The organism is Tardiphaga sp. 866_E4_N1_4 (assembly GCF_052076075.1).
Taxonomy (GTDB): Bacteria; Pseudomonadota; Alphaproteobacteria; order Rhizobiales; family Xanthobacteraceae; genus Tardiphaga; species Tardiphaga robiniae.
In genome coordinates this window covers 2,513,038-2,528,816 of record NZ_CP197242.1, presented here as the reverse complement: position 1 = coordinate 2,528,816, position 15,779 = coordinate 2,513,038, and the positions used below count along the sequence as shown (strand labels likewise).

The 15,779-nt window shown below is 61.3% G+C and carries 17 protein-coding genes; 12 read left to right on the top strand and 5 right to left on the bottom strand.

Going from position 1 to position 15,779, the window contains the following annotated elements:
• Window positions 1-149: 149 nt before the first annotated feature.
• From AB8B20_RS12420 to AB8B20_RS12410, 3 genes are all read left to right on the top strand, one after another.
• Complete coding sequence (locus tag AB8B20_RS12420; RefSeq protein ID WP_256461248.1) at window positions 150-278, top strand: hypothetical protein; 129 nt, start codon at window positions 150-152, stop codon at window positions 276-278.
• 120 nt (window positions 279-398) lie between these two features.
• The gene (locus tag AB8B20_RS12415) at window positions 399-590 is read left to right on the top strand and encodes a hypothetical protein (protein WP_439072773.1); all 192 of its coding nucleotides are present in this window, start codon (window positions 399-401) and stop codon (window positions 588-590) included.
• A 124-nt stretch (window positions 591-714) separates the two neighbouring features.
• A complete protein-coding gene (locus tag AB8B20_RS12410; protein WP_439072772.1) occupies window positions 715-1,218 on the top strand; it encodes a YciE/YciF ferroxidase family protein in 504 nt (167 codons plus the stop codon).
• 191 nt (window positions 1,219-1,409) lie between these two features.
• Here the strand turns inward: AB8B20_RS12410 and AB8B20_RS12405 are convergent, their stop codons facing one another.
• The 3 genes from AB8B20_RS12405 to AB8B20_RS12395 form a co-directional block, all read right to left on the bottom strand.
• Window positions 1,410-1,640, bottom strand: coding sequence for a hypothetical protein (locus AB8B20_RS12405; protein ID WP_439072771.1), 231 nt, complete (start codon window positions 1,638-1,640; stop codon window positions 1,410-1,412).
• A 174-nt stretch (window positions 1,641-1,814) separates the two neighbouring features.
• Window positions 1,815-2,591 (bottom strand): SDR family oxidoreductase, encoded by a 777-nt coding sequence (locus tag AB8B20_RS12400; protein WP_439072770.1) that lies wholly within the window; start codon window positions 2,589-2,591, stop codon window positions 1,815-1,817.
• 25 nt (window positions 2,592-2,616) lie between these two features.
• On the bottom strand, window positions 2,617-3,315 hold the full coding sequence (locus AB8B20_RS12395; RefSeq protein WP_439072769.1) for a GntR family transcriptional regulator: 699 nt from the start codon (window positions 3,313-3,315) through the stop codon (window positions 2,617-2,619).
• Window positions 3,316-3,496: 181 nt separating this feature from the next.
• On the opposite strand from AB8B20_RS12395, the gene AB8B20_RS12390 reads away from it, so the two are divergent.
• The 5 genes from AB8B20_RS12390 to AB8B20_RS12370 all read left to right on the top strand — a co-directional run bounded on the left by AB8B20_RS12390 (window position 3,497) and on the right by AB8B20_RS12370 (window position 10,199).
• Window positions 3,497-4,753 carry an ABC transporter substrate-binding protein gene (locus AB8B20_RS12390; RefSeq protein WP_093756910.1) on the top strand — a complete coding sequence of 419 codons (1,257 nt, stop codon included), beginning with the start codon at window positions 3,497-3,499 and terminating at the stop codon, window positions 4,751-4,753.
• A 122-nt stretch (window positions 4,754-4,875) separates the two neighbouring features.
• Window positions 4,876-5,754, top strand: a complete 879-nt coding sequence (locus AB8B20_RS12385; RefSeq protein WP_068734877.1) for a branched-chain amino acid ABC transporter permease — start codon at window positions 4,876-4,878, stop codon at window positions 5,752-5,754.
• Window positions 5,755-5,764: 10 nt separating this feature from the next.
• A complete protein-coding gene (locus AB8B20_RS12380; protein WP_439072768.1) occupies window positions 5,765-8,284 on the top strand; it encodes a branched-chain amino acid ABC transporter ATP-binding protein/permease in 2,520 nt (839 codons plus the stop codon).
• A gap of 8 nt (window positions 8,285-8,292) precedes the next feature.
• Complete coding sequence (locus AB8B20_RS12375) at window positions 8,293-9,240, top strand: 3-hydroxyacyl-CoA dehydrogenase (protein WP_439072767.1); 948 nt, start codon at window positions 8,293-8,295, stop codon at window positions 9,238-9,240.
• Window positions 9,241-9,275: 35 nt separating this feature from the next.
• A complete protein-coding gene (locus tag AB8B20_RS12370) occupies window positions 9,276-10,199 on the top strand; it encodes a 3-keto-5-aminohexanoate cleavage protein (RefSeq protein ID WP_068734883.1) in 924 nt (307 codons plus the stop codon).
• 393 nt (window positions 10,200-10,592) lie between these two features.
• On the opposite strand, the gene AB8B20_RS12365 is transcribed toward AB8B20_RS12370, so the two are convergent.
• Together AB8B20_RS12365 and AB8B20_RS12360 are read right to left on the bottom strand one after the other, a co-directional pair.
• Window positions 10,593-10,766, bottom strand: a complete 174-nt coding sequence (locus tag AB8B20_RS12365; protein ID WP_170849569.1) for a hypothetical protein — start codon at window positions 10,764-10,766, stop codon at window positions 10,593-10,595.
• Between the two features lie 288 nt (window positions 10,767-11,054).
• Entirely contained in the window at window positions 11,055-12,074 is a 1,020-nt protein-coding gene (locus AB8B20_RS12360; RefSeq protein WP_439072766.1) for a LacI family DNA-binding transcriptional regulator, read from the bottom strand.
• 116 nt (window positions 12,075-12,190) lie between these two features.
• Here AB8B20_RS12360 and AB8B20_RS12355 point away from each other — a divergent pair, with 116 nt between their 5' ends.
• Genes AB8B20_RS12355 through AB8B20_RS12340 form a run of 4 tightly spaced genes read left to right on the top strand, consistent with a single transcriptional unit; the run spans window position 12,191 to window position 15,779 of the window.
• The gene (locus AB8B20_RS12355) at window positions 12,191-13,081 is read left to right on the top strand and encodes a dioxygenase family protein (protein ID WP_439072765.1); all 891 of its coding nucleotides are present in this window, start codon (window positions 12,191-12,193) and stop codon (window positions 13,079-13,081) included.
• A gap of 37 nt (window positions 13,082-13,118) precedes the next feature.
• Window positions 13,119-13,835: an SDR family NAD(P)-dependent oxidoreductase gene (locus AB8B20_RS12350; protein WP_439072764.1), complete on the top strand. Its 717-nt coding sequence runs from the start codon at window positions 13,119-13,121 to the stop codon at window positions 13,833-13,835.
• Window positions 13,836-13,854: 19 nt separating this feature from the next.
• Entirely contained in the window at window positions 13,855-14,739 is an 885-nt protein-coding gene (locus tag AB8B20_RS12345; protein ID WP_439073068.1) for a 3-keto-5-aminohexanoate cleavage protein, read from the top strand.
• Between the two features lie 20 nt (window positions 14,740-14,759).
• A complete protein-coding gene (locus AB8B20_RS12340) occupies window positions 14,760-15,779 on the top strand; it encodes a quinone oxidoreductase family protein (RefSeq protein WP_439072763.1) in 1,020 nt (339 codons plus the stop codon).

The window sequence follows — 15,779 nt, the reverse complement described above, 5'->3', positions numbered from 1 at the left end:
GCGCTCTTTCTTCGCGAATAGCCATCAGTATCTTCGAGGGCTGGGAGTTGGAACAAGTTGGTGGGAGGTTGGCGAGAGAGCAGTGATAATAAATCGGTCTTTCAGTGCCAGCCGTGGTAACGCTCGGGCTCACACAGCGGGAGTACGATATGGCCAAGGGAAATCGCGAAACCAAGAAACCGAAGAAGGTGCCGGTCAAGACGATCGCTGCTGCAGAGAGCCTCAAGGGCGGCGGTCCCAAGATCATGCCGGCGCTGGGGGCGGTCAGAAAGAAATAGTACCACTCCTCGCGCGGTAGCACTGAATGCTTCCCGTCCGGCGTTGAACAGAGAGTCCGCTCACGCGGCGACGATGCGTCAACGTTACGTCATCGAAATGTTCACAGATCGAGGAAAGACGTGTCGATCAAGTCGACCATTCGAGATGCATGCGGCACGCCTGCGATGTTTGCCGGCTCCAAGACTGGGCAGGAAGATGCACCGTTTGTTTTCATCAATGTTGGCGGCGAGGAACGTCGGATGAGATCTGCCGAGTGGGAAGCGCTGCCGCCATGGCTAGGCGTGCGCCCGGCCTGGGCAGGCAAAGGCTGATATTCGAGGTCTTTCCTCGCCTGCTGGAACATAAATCCTTACGGCGACTTGTCGGGCGTGAATAACCTCAACCCGAGAATGCGAGGCCCCTGCATCAGCGGGGGCTTTTTATTGGAGAAACCCCATGGCCAAAAAGCCCAAGCTGCTCGCCGACCTTTTCCACGACACCCTCAAGGATGTGTATTTCGCTGAGAAGAAGATCTTCGCAACTCTGCCGAAGATGGCGAAGGCCGCTCATGACAAGGGTCTGAAAGCGGCCTTCCTGAAACATCAGAAGGAAACCGCAGGTCAGATCAAGCGCCTTGAGAGCGTGTTCAAGATTGCAGGCAAGAAGCCCGTCGCGAAGACCTGTGCAGCCATCATGGGCATCACGAAGGAGAGTACCGAGATCATGACCGAGTACAAGGGCATGCCCGCGCTCGATGCCGGCCTCCTTGCTGTCGCTCAGGCGGTGGAGCATTACGAGATGTCTCGCTACGGCACGCTTCGTACATGGGCGCAAGAGCTGGGCATGTCGGATGCGGCCTCGTTGCTCGACGCGACGCTGAAGGAAGAAAAGGCTACGGACGCTGCGCTGACCAGTCTGGCAAAGTCGGTCGTCAACGTCGAAGCTGAAGCGGAGATGTGATACAGATACCCGGTTGCTTCGGCGGCCGGGATCTGCCGGTGTTTGAGAAAGTCTGGAACATTTGGCGCTGGCGAGCTTTACATTGGACAACCGCCGCACCGCGCGTCGGATACGGATGGCCTCTGCCATCATAAAGGCCAGCCATGAACATCCAGGCCGTTGATCGCGCCCTCGACATTTACGGGGCGCTCTCAGGTCATTCCGAGTCGCCCGGGGTTCGGCAAAAGCTTTCCATGCACCTGGACGAGCTGGTGGGCAGCGGCGAGAAAGATCACCACCGTTTGACGGTGCACGGTCTGACATTCCTTCGCGAGTACGACCGACAGCGCAACAGCTAGCTTGTCGGAAAAGCTGCGATGATTGTAGCCGCTATCGTCGAGATGATGATCGCGGCGATATCCATAGGGCTTAACATGCGCCATGCGGACACTCTGCGTGATCTGCAGTCGGTCAGACCAATACAGAAGATGCGCCAGGACTTAAACGGTCTGCAAAAGCTGCGGGTCCAGCCAAGCTGACGCTCTGTACTAATTCATAGGAAGAATGCGGGCATTCAGTGTCGTCAGTTGGCTTGCTCGAGTCTTGAGCATCGATGGCTAGCCCAGCATTTGGGTGTCGCCGCAGATCGAAATAGCCTGGCCCGAGATCGTGCGCCCGCGCGGGCTGGCGAGGAACAGGATCTGGTCGGCGATCTGCTCTGGCGTGACGTAATCCTTGATCGACGTATAGGAGAACGCCGTTTTCTCCATCTCCGCAAAGGAAATGCCGCGCTGCTGCGCCTTGGCTTCCAGCACGCGTCGCTGGCGATCGCCGGAGACGAGGCCGGGCAGGATCGCGTTGACGCGGATGTTATCGGGGCCGAGCTCGATGGAGAGCGATTTCGTGAAGCCGATGACGCCCCATTTCGCCGCCGCATAGGGCGAGCGCATCGCGAAGCCCACGCGGCCTGCCGCCGAGGACAGGTTGACGATGGAGCCGTTGCTGCTCTGGCGCAGCAGCGGTACGGCGAGGCGCGTGCAGTTGAACTGGCCGGTCAGGCAGATGTTCAGGCAACGATCCCAGTCATCGGGATGCATCTCCTCGACCTTGGCGGTCGGGCCTGCGACGCCGGCATTGTTGACGAGGACATCGAGGCCGCCGAGTTTAGCTGTTGCTTCATCGAACAGCCTTTGAACTGACGCACGATCAGCAACGTCGCAATGTGTCTGGGTGATTGTGGGATCACTCGCTGTGAGTGCGGCAAGAGCAGCCTGGTCCACATCGCAGACATGAACGCGTGCGCCTTCGCCGGCAAAGGCGCGGGCGATGGCCAAGCCGATTCCGTTGGCGCCCGCGGTAACGATGACGCGCAAACCCTTGATGTTGAGATCCATGGTGGCTCCGGGGACTTTGTGAGAACTAGGCGGAGAGGCCGCCGCGCGACAGGATGAAATTGGCAGCGCTGGTGATATCGGCAGCGATCCCGACTTTGGCAGCTTCGGCATCACCGATCTCGATCGCCTTGCGAACGTCCGCATGAAACCGAATGGCTTCACCCTTGGCGAGACGATCGGGATTGCCGCGCAGATCGAGATTGATGACGGGGCCAGCCTTGAGCCAGAGCGCACGGATGATCTCGACCAGGATCGGCGACTGCGCGGCCTCGTAGACGGCAAAGTGAAACGTCTTGTTGAGTTCGACGGCGCGCGGCAGGTCGGGTGCCTTCATTTCGCTTTCTGCGCGCATGGCCGCTTCTGCGATCGCGATGGAAGCGAGATTGCGGTCTCCACGTAGTTGCGCTGCCTCTGCTGCGGCATGACCCTCGATAGCGATACGCACCTTCGTCAGATCGCGAAACTGCGTGGCCGACATCACGGGCACGCGCACGGCACGGTTTGCCGCGACTTCCAATGCCTTGTCGGCGACGAGGCGGGACACCGCTTCGCGCACCGGCATGATCGACACGCCGAGCACTTCGGCGGCCGTACGCAATGACAGCTTTTCGCCAGGCGCGAGCCTGCCCGAGATGAGCAGATCCGCCAGTTGCGCATAAGCGCGCTCGCCCAGCGTCTGGCGGTCGAGCGGCTCCACAAGGCTCAGCGCAGTCGGCAGGTTCAACGCGGTCTCCGGGCATCGTCGCAAAATTGCAGGGAGGGACTCGACAAAGTCCCTGTCTTTTGCAACTCTAACTGTGATCACAGATCACGGCAAGCGGACAAAGCCCTCTCAACAGAAGAGCGCAACGCCTGCCGGAGGGGAAACAGCCGCGCCGCGCGGCCGTATCAGGGAGACGAATCTGATGTCGAACACCAATCAATTCACGCGCCGCAGTCTGCTGAAGACCGCGGGCGGTCTCGCACTTGCTTCCGGCCTCTCTGCACCATCCGTTCTGAGCGCGCAGACCTCCGACGTCATCCGCATCGGCCATCTCACGCCGCGTACCGGCTTTCTCGGCCCGCTCGGCGAATATGGCGTGATGGCCATCGACCTCGCTGTTGAGGAGATCAATGCCGCTGGCGGCATGATGGGGCGCAAGGTTGAACTGCTCAAGGAGGACTCGATCAATCCTCAGACGGCCTCGACCAAGGCGGAGCGCATGATCGAGCGCGACAAGGTCGCCTGTATCATCGGCGAAATTTCTTCGGCATCGTGTCTGACCATCGCGCAGGTCGCCACGCGCAACAAGACGCTGTTCATCAACACCGGCGGAAATTCCGATGCGCTACGCGGCAAGGACTGCCAGCGCTACATGTTCCACGTCGAGTCGCAGAACTCGATGTATGTAAAGACGGTCGGTCGCTCGTTCCTGCGCGATGGTCTCGTGAAGGGCAAGAAGTGGTACTCGCTCACGGCGGACTACGCTTTCGGCCATGACCTGCTAAGCGTATCGAAGCGCTTCATGCAGGCCAATGGTGGCAATTTCGCCGGCGACGACCTGGTGCCCACCGACGCCACGGACTTTTCTGCCTATCTCCTCAAGATCCGCGAGGCCAAGCCTGATCTCGTGGTGATCAATCTTGCCGGCAACCAGATCACCAACTTCCTCAAGCAATATGCCGAATTCGGTCTGACTTTTCCGGTCGGCGGTTTCGGCTTTGACACGGCTCTAGCCTGGGCTGCAGGCAAGGGCAATTTCGTCGGCACCTGGCCTGTGGTCTGGCATCATCTGCTGGACACGCCCGGCAGCAAGGCCTTCGTCGCGGCCTTCACCAAGAAGTACAACAAGCCGCCGGAGAATCAGGCCTGGGGCGACTACATCGCCACGAAGATCGTGGCGCAGAGCATCAACGAGCTGAAATCGGCCGAGTCGCCGAAGATCATCGAGCATTTCGAGAAGGGCGCGAAGTTCGATCTGCTGAAGACACGTCCCGGCTACTTCCGCGCATCGGATCATCAGCTGATGCACGAAATGTATGCGGTGACGGCGCTACCTGCGGACAAGATCAAGAACCAGTGGGACATCTTCTCATCGAGCCCGGCCGTCCCGGGGCCGGATGAACCGCTCGAAGTCATTGCGTCCACCGCGGAAGAGAACGTCTGCAAATTCCCGAGCTAGCAACAAATGTTGGCGTCTCGCCTTCGGGCGAGACGCCAACATTGTGCTCGCGAAGTTGCTTTCGTCTCGTCCTTCCGACCCCTGTCAGATGCGCATCAGCGCGCGACTGCGGAGCCCATATCATGTCCGCCATGTTGCTCACCCAGCAGATCCTCAACGGACTGCTTGATGGTGTCTATTATCTTCTGATTGCGCTCGGCCTGTCGCTGATCTTTTCGCTCGGCGGCATCGTGAATCTCGCACATGGCGCGTTCTATGCGATTGGCGCTTATCTTACCCTTGTCATTTCGCCCTATCTCGGCTTCGGTGGCGCATTCGTCGTGGCCCCCGTTGTCGTTGCGCTGCTCGGTGTTGTCATCGAGCGGACGTTGTTCCGGCGCTTCTATCGGTCCGATCCCATTCTCTCGCTGCTGCTGACTTTCGGGCTCGCGATGGTCGCCGAGCAGGCTTTGCGCATGATCTTCGGCGCGCCGCCTTTGTCGTATTCGATCCCGCCAGCGCTGCGCGGTCAGGTCGCGATCGGAAGCTTCATCTATTCGTTCTATCGCGTGGTGTTGCTCGGCATTGCCGTGGCCTGTGTGGTCGGGCTCTGGGTGCTGCTGCAGAAGACCTCGTTCGGCCGCGTCGTGCGGGCCGGCGTCCAGAATCCCGACATGGTCGGAGCGCTCGGTATCTCGCTGCAGCCCTATATGTCGGTCGTCGCAGCCCTGGGTATTGGTCTGGCGGGACTCGCGGGCGTGTTGCTGGCGCCGATCTATTCGATCCATCCGGCGATGGGGCAGGAGATCATCACCCCCGCCTTCGTGGTGGTCGTGATCGGTGGCCTCGGCTCGTTCTGGGGCGTGGTAATCGCTGCGCTGCTGGTCGGATTGGTCAAGGGCGTCATGGTCGGCATCGGCTATTCGGCGGCGTCCACGGCGGCGATCTATTTGTTGATGCTTCTGGTGCTGCTGTTCCGGCCGCGCGGCTTGTTCGGCGAACGCATCATGCGGTTCGAGTAAGGCGATGCCAATGTTGAATCGTCTTCCCGTTCCATTGCTGATCGCGGGCGTCGGCTTGCTCATCCTGCCGCCGATCTTGCTGGCGATCGGATTGACTGTGACGTCGGCGACGGAGATCGTCGTCTTCGCACTGGCCTGCATGGCCCTGAATATCCTGGTGGGGCACACCGGTCTCGTCTCGTTCGGTCATGGCGCCTGGTTCGGCCTTGCCGCCTATGCTGCAGCGCTGATCCAGCGCAACTGGATGCCGAATTCATTCGTCGGGCCGACGCTGCTTGCGCTTGTCGTGGTGGCCATCACGGCGGCTGCCTTCGGCTACCTGATCCTGCGCCGCCGCGGCGTGTATTTCTCGCTGCTGACGCTGGCGCTCGCGGCCATGCTCTACAGCGTCTCGTTCCGCTGGACCGACGTCACCGGTGGCGAGAACGGCCTTGGCGGCATCACCCGGCCGGCACTGCTTGGCTTCGACCTCGATGCAGGTGCGACCTATTATTGGTTCGTGGCGCTGATCGCGTTTCTCGTGCTGATCCTGCTGTGGCGCTTCCACAATTCCACGGTCGGTTCTGTGCTGGTGGCGATCCGCGAGAACGAACAGCGCGCGCGCTTCCTCGGTTATCCCACCAATCGCTACAAGCTCGCCGCCTTCGTGCTGTCGGCTACCATCACCGGGCTGGCCGGCATTCTGCTGCTCTACAAGAACCGTATGACGTCGGCGGATCCCATTTCGGTGGCGTTCTCCGGCGAGCTTCTGGCCATGGTCGTGATCGGCGGCATGCGTAGCTTCCTCGGGCCGGCGCTCGGCGCGCTGTTCTTCATTCTGTTTCGTGAATTTCTCGGCATCTACTCCGAGAACTGGTTGTTCTGGTTCGGCTTGGTCTTCGTCGGCTTCATCATCTTCTCGCCCACCGGTCTGATCGGTATGGGCGAGCGGCTGATCGCGCCATTCCGCAAGAAAGTGGAAGAAGACTCGGCAATGTCGGCGCGGCGCATCGAAGTGCTACCACTGCCGGAGTTTTTGCGACCGAAGTCGTCAGTCGACGGAGCGGTACTCGCTGCCAGCCATATCGTGAAAAGTTTCGGTGGCATCAAGGCCGTGCAGGGCGTCGATATCGCCATCGCCGATCGCACGCTGCATGCGCTGATCGGCCCGAACGGTGCCGGCAAGACCACGGCGTTCAATTTGCTGTCGGGTATGTACAAGCCGGATCAGGGAAGCGTTTCGCTGATGGGCATGCCTATCGCAGGCCATACACCGGAAGATATTGCAAGGGCCGGTATTGGGCGTTCGTTCCAGATTACCAACCTGTTTCCCGCGCTCAGTGTTGGCGAAAATATCCGCCTCGCGGTGCAAGCACGGCATCCGCGGCGCTTCGATCCCGTGACCAACGCGCTATCGATTAGCGCAATCAACGCGGAGACCGATGCGGTGATCCGCTATCTCGGCCTCGCTGGAATCGAGAAGGCAGAGGCAGGCATGCTGTCTTACGGCGGCCAACGCCTGCTCGATATGGGCGTCGCGCTGGCTACAGCGCCGCGCGTCCTGTTGCTTGACGAACCGCTTGCAGGCCTCGCTGCTGCCGAACGTGAACGTATCGGTGCGATCATCAAGCGCATCTCGACCGATTTACCGGTCCTGCTGGTCGAGCATGACATCGATCGGGTGTTCCAGCTGGCCGACCACGTCACCGTCATGAATGAGGGACGCGTATTGCTGGATGGCTCCGTCGAAGAGGCGCGGTCCAGCCCGAAGGTGCAGGAAGTCTATATCGGGTCGGGCACAACGGCTGTGGCTGCGCGCCCCCGCGAGACCGCGGCGGGGGCGAAGCCGCTGCTGACGGTGAAGAATGTCGATACGTTCTATGGCAAGAGCCATATTCTCAACGACGTCAATTTTACCCTGCACGAGAACGAGATCATCGCACTGCTCGGGCGCAATGGCGCGGGTAAGTCGACCTTGCTCAAGTCGTTGATCGGGATCGCGCCGGCATCGAATGGCTCTATTCAACTGGCAGGCAGCGAGTTGATCGGCCTGTCGTCTGCGGAAGCTGCGCGGCTCGGCATCGGCTACGTACCACAGGGACGCGCCTTGTTCGCAGGCATGACCGTCGAGCAAAATCTCGAACTTGGTGGTCTCAAGCGGCAGACTGGCAATGGTGTGCATTGGACCCGCGAGCGCATCTACGACTATTTCCCCCGCATTCGTGAGCGTCTCGACAGTCCCGCCGATTATCTGTCAGGCGGCGAGCAGCAGATGGTGGCCGTCGCGCGCGCGTTGTCGGGCGACGTCCGCGTCTTGTTGCTGGATGAGCCATTCGAAGGATTGGCGCCCGCGGTCGTGGAGCAGTTGTTTGAAACCTTTGACCGGCTTCGCAAGGAAATTGCCATCATCATCGTCGACCATAATCTCGATCTGGCTTTGGCTTTGTCCGATTCGACGGTGGCGCTGGAACGGGGCAAGGTCATTCATCAGGGGCCGTCGAAGGCCCTGCGTGACGATCTCGATCTGCGCCGCAAGGTGCTGTGGCTGTGAGAACATCAATGACACTGAACAATCGACATGTAGCGATCGTCGGCGTTGGCTTGATCGGACGCGCCTGGGCCGCGATTTTCGCGCGCGCTGGATGGACCGTGCGGCTGACAGATCCGCATCGCCCGACGCTGGATGCTGCGCCCGGGCTTATTCGCGATGAACTGCATGCGCTCGCCCGCCACGGACTTGCCAATGACCCCGACGGCGCCGCCGCGCGCATCTCGATAGCGGAAAGTCTAGCCCATGCGGTGAAGAACGTTTCCTTCGTACAGGAGAATGGCCCGGAGAACGTCGATCAGAAGATCGCCATCTTTTCCGAGCTGGATCGTCTTGCGCCTCCGGATGCACTGCTCGCATCATCCACCTCGGCAATCGTCGCCTCTCGCTTCACGGAAGCGCTTCCGGGGCGGGCGCGCTGCCTCGTCGGTCATCCCGTCAACCCGCCGCATCTGGTGCCGCTGGTCGAACTATGCGGCGCATCCTGGACCTCGCAGGAGACTATCGACCGCGCGCGCGAGATCTATCGCGAGATTGGGCAGGTTCCGGTCACCGTCAACCGCGAGATCAACGGTTTTATCCTCAATCGGCTTCAGGGCGCGTTGCTGGCGGAAGCGTTCCGTCTGGTCGGCGAAGGTTATGTCTCCGCGGAGGATCTCGATCACACCGTGAAGGACGGCCTTGGCCTGCGCTGGTCGTTCCTCGGGCCGCTGGAGACCATCGAACTCAATGCGCCCGGCGGCATCCCCGATTACTGCGCGCGCTACACCGGTTTCTACAAGGAGCTGGCCGCTGCATCGGCAGGATCCGAGGTTTATCAAAGCCCGAATGTCGACCGGGTGATAGCGGCCTGGCCGCATCAGCCGTCGCCCGACCGAATTGCGGCGCTCACACAGCAACGAAACGAACGCCTCGCTGCGCTGGCGGCCCACAAGGCCGCGCAGGGCGAAAAATCCTGACTACACCATCTCTTAACAGCAAGACGGAGACTGACATGAGCCGCAAAGTCATCATCACCTGCGCCGTGACGGGCGCTATTCATACGCCCTCAATGTCCAAGGCATTGCCGGTGACGCCGCAGGAAATCGCCGACGCTGCCGTGGATGCGGCGGAAGCCGGCGCCGCCATCGTGCATCTGCATGCGCGCAACCCGAAGACCGGGCAACCCGATCAAAGTCCCGAAGCCTTTGCGCCGTTTCTGAAGATCATCAAGCAGCGCACCAATGCGGTGATCAATCTGACCACCGGCGGTGCGCCCACCATGACGGTGGATGAACGCGTACGGCCTGCCGCGGTCTACAAGCCGGAAGTGGCGTCGCTCAACATGGGCTCAATGAATTTCGGGTTCTTCGGGATGCTGAACCGCTTCAAGAAGTTCGAACACGATTGGGAATTGAAGCACCTGCAGAACAAGGACATCGTGTTCCGCAATACATTCCAGGACATTGAGTATGTGCTGAAGACGCTGGCGGAGACGGGCACGCGCTTCGAGTTCGAATGCTACGACACGGCGCATCTCTATAATCTGGCCTACTTCCTCGAACAGGGGCTGGTGAAGCCGCCATTGTTTATCCAGACGGTGTTCGGCCTGCAGGGCGGCACAGGTGCACATCCCGAAGACGTGCTGCACATGAAGCGCACGGCGGATCGGTTGTTCGGCGACAAATATGTCTGGTCGGTGCTCGGTGCCGGTCGCAATCAACTGCCGATCGCGGCGATGGCTGCGGCCATGGGCGGCAATATCCGCGTCGGTCTGGAAGACTCGCTGTGGGCGGCGCCAGGTCGCATGGCCTCCTCGAATGCCGAGCAGGTCACCCTTGCGCGCAAGATCGTCGAAGGCCTCGGCCTTGAAATTGCAACCCCGGATGAAGCGCGCGAGATGCTTGATCTGAAGGGTGGAGACAAGCTGGAGGTCTAAGCTATCCCTGGAGGAGGCGGACAGTGCAAGAGATGTCCGCCTGCTCTGCTTTGGGGGAACCCTGCTGGCGAATGCCCGCTTCTGACACAAAGTCGACGTGATGCGTTACCGCTCCTGGCGCAAGGCGGACATTTGGCGCGCTGAACGTTGCGCGGATCGCATACTTTATCATTCATGAATTTGGCATTTCTCAACCAAATCTCTCCGTATGGTTCTATTCACCATCCGCTTTAGGGAAGTAGCGAGCCGCATAAGAGATGCTGCGTCATGTTCGAAGATCAACTTCGACAAGGAGGCGTCAATGGCCCTTATCATTATGCCGTTTTTGGTGACCGCAGCGGCTGTCGGTATGTTTGTCCTGGCAACTGAGCGCGCCGATGACAAACAATGCGGTTAGGCGCGCGGCTGGTCAGATTTAGAAATCTCCGGCTGATTGGAGAGCAACTGAACAGCTTCTGAGATCAACAAGGCTACATCGCTCAGATCCAGGCGTTGGGCCCGGCCTCGCATGATGTGCAGATCGTTTTTCAACAGGATAAGTTGAGCGCGGCGAGAAACATCAGGCATTTTACGTTCCCTAGCGTGGGAACCGCCCAGCTTCTTCATATGAAATGTGGAATAGCGCCGCATTACTGCAGATGAATGTTCAATGCATCTCATATGACGTCAGATCTGTCATGCAACTCGCTCCGGTCTGATCACTCGCTTGTTATCTTTTGGGCGTAGCCGCTTCTGGATTTGGCCGAATTGATAAGGAAAGTCGGAGGGGTTTGCCGGTATGCGAGTCCGCCGTTGGTTCAAAGCGAGGGGCAAACCAGAATCACGCTGGCTCAATTAATCAGATCCAACGCTGGCTTATCGCGAGATCCTTGGTGGCTGTGTCGAGCGGCGCACGACGAGCAGGGGCGCTGTGACGACATAAGGCGCATCGCCGCGGACGCCTTCGATCAGGTCGAGCAGGAGTTGGCCGGTCTGTTCACCCATCTCGCGGTGGCTGATGCGGATCGTGGACAGCGGCGGATCCACCAGATCCACCAGCGGCATGTCGTTGTGACCGATCACTGACAGATCTTCCGGACATCGCCGGCCCGTTTCGTGCAACGCTTCATAGATGCCGAGCGCGAGGAGATCGTTGGCTGCGACGATGGCGGTGGCCTCAGGCTGTCGTGCGAGCAGTCTGAGTGCGGCAGCGTGTCCTGCCTCGCGCGTGAAGGCTTCAGCCTCTTCGATATCATTGTCGGCCGGCGCGAAACCGGCTTCGTGCATTGCCTCCAAGAAACCGCGGCGGCGAAGCGATCCGGTCGATAGCATTTGCGGGCCGGCGAGGTGGAGGATGTGGCGATGTCCAAGCTCGAGAAGATGCGCAACCGCGAGCCGCATGCCGGCTACATCGTCCGAGACCACCGAAGGCACACGCGCCTCAGCCTCCGCGCGATTGACAAGCACGACAGGGACTTTCCAACTCAGACAACGCTCGATCGAATTATCCTTGAGCGCGACATTCGCCAGCACGAGGCCATCCACGCGGCGCGCCACGAGCCGTTGAACGATGTCGTCGGTGCCCGTCCGTTGCGGTTGCGGGTCGGCGACAATCAGCGCGTAGCCGCGCGCCGATAGCACGTCTTCGAGGCCGCCGATGATCGGCGAGAAGACGGGGTTCGCGATGTCCGGGACGATGATGCCGACCATGTTCGAACGGCCGCTGCGCAGACTCGCGGCCACCGTGTCCGGGCGGTAACCCAGCCGCTCCGCTGCTTCCAGAATCCGGCGCACGACCGGCTCACCGATCCGTCCGCGGCGGGCTGGGTCGAGCGCGCGCGACACGGTGGAGGGGTGCACTCCCACCTCGCGCGCCACGTCTTTGATTGTCGTCATCCCTGCCACGATCTCCAAACTAGCTGGTGCGGTTGACTTGCGCAATCGATTGCACTACATGTGCAATCGATTGCGCGGCGTGGACAGCCAAAAATTCGCAATGTGAGGGAGTGTCGATGATCATCACGCGTCAGGAGGATGTGACCGACGTTGTGCTTGCCGCGATGAGCGGTGCGCCGAACGAGCGGTTGCGCACGGTCATGGCCGCTTTCGTTCGTCATCTGCACGAATTTGCCCGCGAGGTTCGGCTGACCGAGGCGGAATTCGAGTTTGCTATCGATTTCCTGAACCGCATCGGCCAGGCGACAAACGACACCCATAACGAGGGCGTGTTGTTCAGCGATGCAGTCGGGCTCTCGACATTGGTCTGCCTGTTGAACAACGGCCAGGATGGCGCGAGCGAGACCGCCGCAGCGTTGCTCGGGCCGTTCTGGCGGGCGAACGCTCCGCGCGTGGAGAATGGTGCCTCGATCTTGCGTTCGCCGACGCCCGGTGCACCACTGTTCGTCGATTGCCGCATCACCGACGCACTAGGAGCGCCGCTCTCGGGTGTCAGCGTTGATGTCTGGCAGGCCTCGCCATCGGGAATGTACGAAAACCAGGACGCGGGTCAGGCTGACATGAATTTGCGCGGCGTGTTTGAGACCGATGCGAATGGCCGCTTCGCGTTCCGCTCGGTCAAGCCTGCTGGCTATCCGGTGCCGACCCATGGTCCGACCGGGGAGATGCTGGCCGCGCAGCGCCGGCATCCGTTCCGGCCGGCGCATCTGCATGTGCTTGCCTTCAGGCCAGGCTTCAAGACGCTGATCACGCAGATCTTTGTCGATGACGACGAGCATCTGGAGAGCGACGTCGTATTCGGCGTGACGCGTGCGCTGATTGGCGATTTCCGCAAGGGCGAAGGCGCGTCGCCAGCGCCGGATGTCGCTGGCGAATGGTTCAGCCTCAACTACACATTCGTCATGGAGCCCGGCGAAGCCGTGCTCCCGCATCCTCCCATCAAGTGAGCTGTCGATGTCGGATATTCTCGCGAACAAGATAGCCGTGGTGATCGGCGGTTCGGGCGGCATCGGGGCCGCGGCCGCGCAAGCCTTGGCAGCCGAAGGTGCCCGCGTCATCGTGACCTGGCGCTCCGGCGAAGCAGCTGCCAACGCGTTGCTGGCCGGCCTTCCGGGCGAAGGCCATCTCGCCAGATGCGCGGTAATTGAAGATAGCGCAACGCTGACGGCGCTTGCCGGCGAGGTGGAGCGAGCGTTCGGTCGCTGCGATATTCTCGTCAACACCGCCGGCTACACCAAGCCGATCCCGATCGGCGATCTCGACGCGTTGACCGACGATTTCATCGACGACATGTTCAAGGTGAACTGGCGCGGCCAGTTCGCGGCCATCCGCGCCTTCGCGCCGCTCCTCAAGGCGAGCGGCGACGGGTTGATCGTCAACGTGTCGTCGATCGCGGGGCTGAATGGCGTCGGCTCCAATCTGGCTTACGCGGCGATCAAGGCCGGCATCGACACCATGACCAAGTCGCTCGCGCGGGCGTTGGCGCCGGCAGTGCGCGTGATGGCGGTGTCGCCGGGCGTGGTGGCCACTGACTTTGTGCCGGGCCGTGATGCGGCCGCGCTTGAAAAGGTCGCGGGGACCATTCCGCTCAAGCGTGTTGCGACGGCCGAGGATGTCGGCCGCGCAATTGCCGCCTGCGCCACCCACCTGACCTATTCCACCGGCTCGCTGATCGTCGTTGACGGCGGCCGAGCGTTATAAGGAGAGATTGATGCGCCCGATGCTCGACAAGATCGTCATCACTTGCGCCGTCACCGGCAATCTGACGCGGCCGGACCAGACCCCGCATCTGCCAATCACGCCGGAAGAAATCGCCGACGCCTGCCTCGGTGCCGCAGAAGCCGGCGCGGCAGTCGCGCATATCCATGTGCGCGAGCCCGGCACCGGCGCGCCGTCGATGAAGCTCGAATATTATCAGGACGTCGTCGGACGCATTCGCGCGCGCAATCGCAACCTGATCCTGAACATCACCACCGGTCCCGGCGGTCGCTTCGTGCCTTCGCAGGACGATCCCAAGGTCGCCGCCGCCGGTACTACGCTGATGAACCCGGAAGAACGCGTCGCCCATATCACGGCGTTGAAGCCCGACATCTGCACGCTCGATCTCAACACCATGAATTCCGGCGGGCAGGTGGTGATCAACACGCCCGGCAATGTGCGCCGTATGGCGAAGGTCATCCGCGAGGCCGGCGTGAAACCCGAGATCGAACTGTTCGATTCCGGCGATATCGCGCTGCTGCACGATCTTCTCGGCGACGGTACGCTCAGCGGCCCGGCGCTCACCTCCTTCGTGATGGGCGTGAAATACGGCTTCCAGCCGTCGCCGGAAACGGTGCTCTATGCGCGCGGTCTGCTGCCGCGGGATGCGCATTTCACGGCCATCGGCATCGGTCGCTCCACATTTCCGATGGTGGCGCAATCGGTGCTCGCCGGCGGTCATGCCCGCACCGGTCTGGAAGATGCGGTGATGCTCGGCCGCGGCGTACTGGCGCCGTCGAACGCCGTGATGGTGGACAAGGCACGCCGCATCATCGAAGAACTCGGCGCGCAGATCGCGACGCCTGCTGAAGCACGCGCGCTGTTCGATTTGCCGGGCGCCGCATAACACAGCATTCGAGGACTGAAATGACTGCAGCCGCCAAGACTTCTTCCAGCGTCACCGCAACATGCCTGCGGGTCGCCGCGAAGGCTGATCGCATCGAGAATGTGGCGCTCGGCATCGAGCAACGCACCCTCGCCTGCGCCAGGTCAGGCGATGCGCTGGTCGAGATAAGGGCCGCCGCGATCAATCCGTCGGACGCCAAGGCGACGCTCGGTCTGATGCCGCATGCGGTCTTCCCCCGCACGCCCGGCCGTGACTTCGCCGGAGTCGTGATCGATGGGCCGGCCGACCTGATCGGCAAGGACGTGTTCGGCTCGTCCGGCCAACTCGGGATCGGCCGCGACGGCACCCATGCCACGCATCTGATGGTGGAAGCGTCTGCGCTGGTCGAGAAGCCCGCAAACATCAGCCTCGCGGAGGCGGCTGGCATCGGCGTGCCCTTTGTCACAGCGCAGGAAGGCTTTCGCCGCAGCGGCATGCCGAAACCCGGCGAGACGGTGTTGATCCTCGGCCTGAACGGCAAGGTCGGTCAGGCGGCGACGCAGATCGCATCATGGCAGGGCGCTCGCGTGATCGGCGTCGTCCGCAAGGACGAGCTATATGCTGGCTATGCCCATGGCGAGGTGACCGTCATCGATTCCAGTCGCAATGATGTCGCCGCGACGGTGCGCGAAATTACCGGCGGCAAGGGTGCGGACATCGTCTACAACACAGTCGGCGAACCGTATTACGACGCCGGCACGAAATCGCTCGCGCATCTCGGCCGCCAGATCTTTATTGCCTCCACCAAGGCCACCGTGCCGTTCGATATCTTCGCGTTCTATCGCGGCAAGCACACCTTCTTTGGTGTCGACTCGCTGTCGCTGTCATCGCCGGAAGCCGGCGAGATCCTGCGTGAATTGGTGCCGGGTTTCGCCAGCGGCGCGTTGAAGCCGTTTCCGATCAAGCCGGACGCGATCTACCCGTTGGAGCGCGCTGCAGAGGCCTATGTCGCCGTGCTCGGCTCTTCGCGCGACCGTCTCGTTTTTCAGCCTAACGGGTGA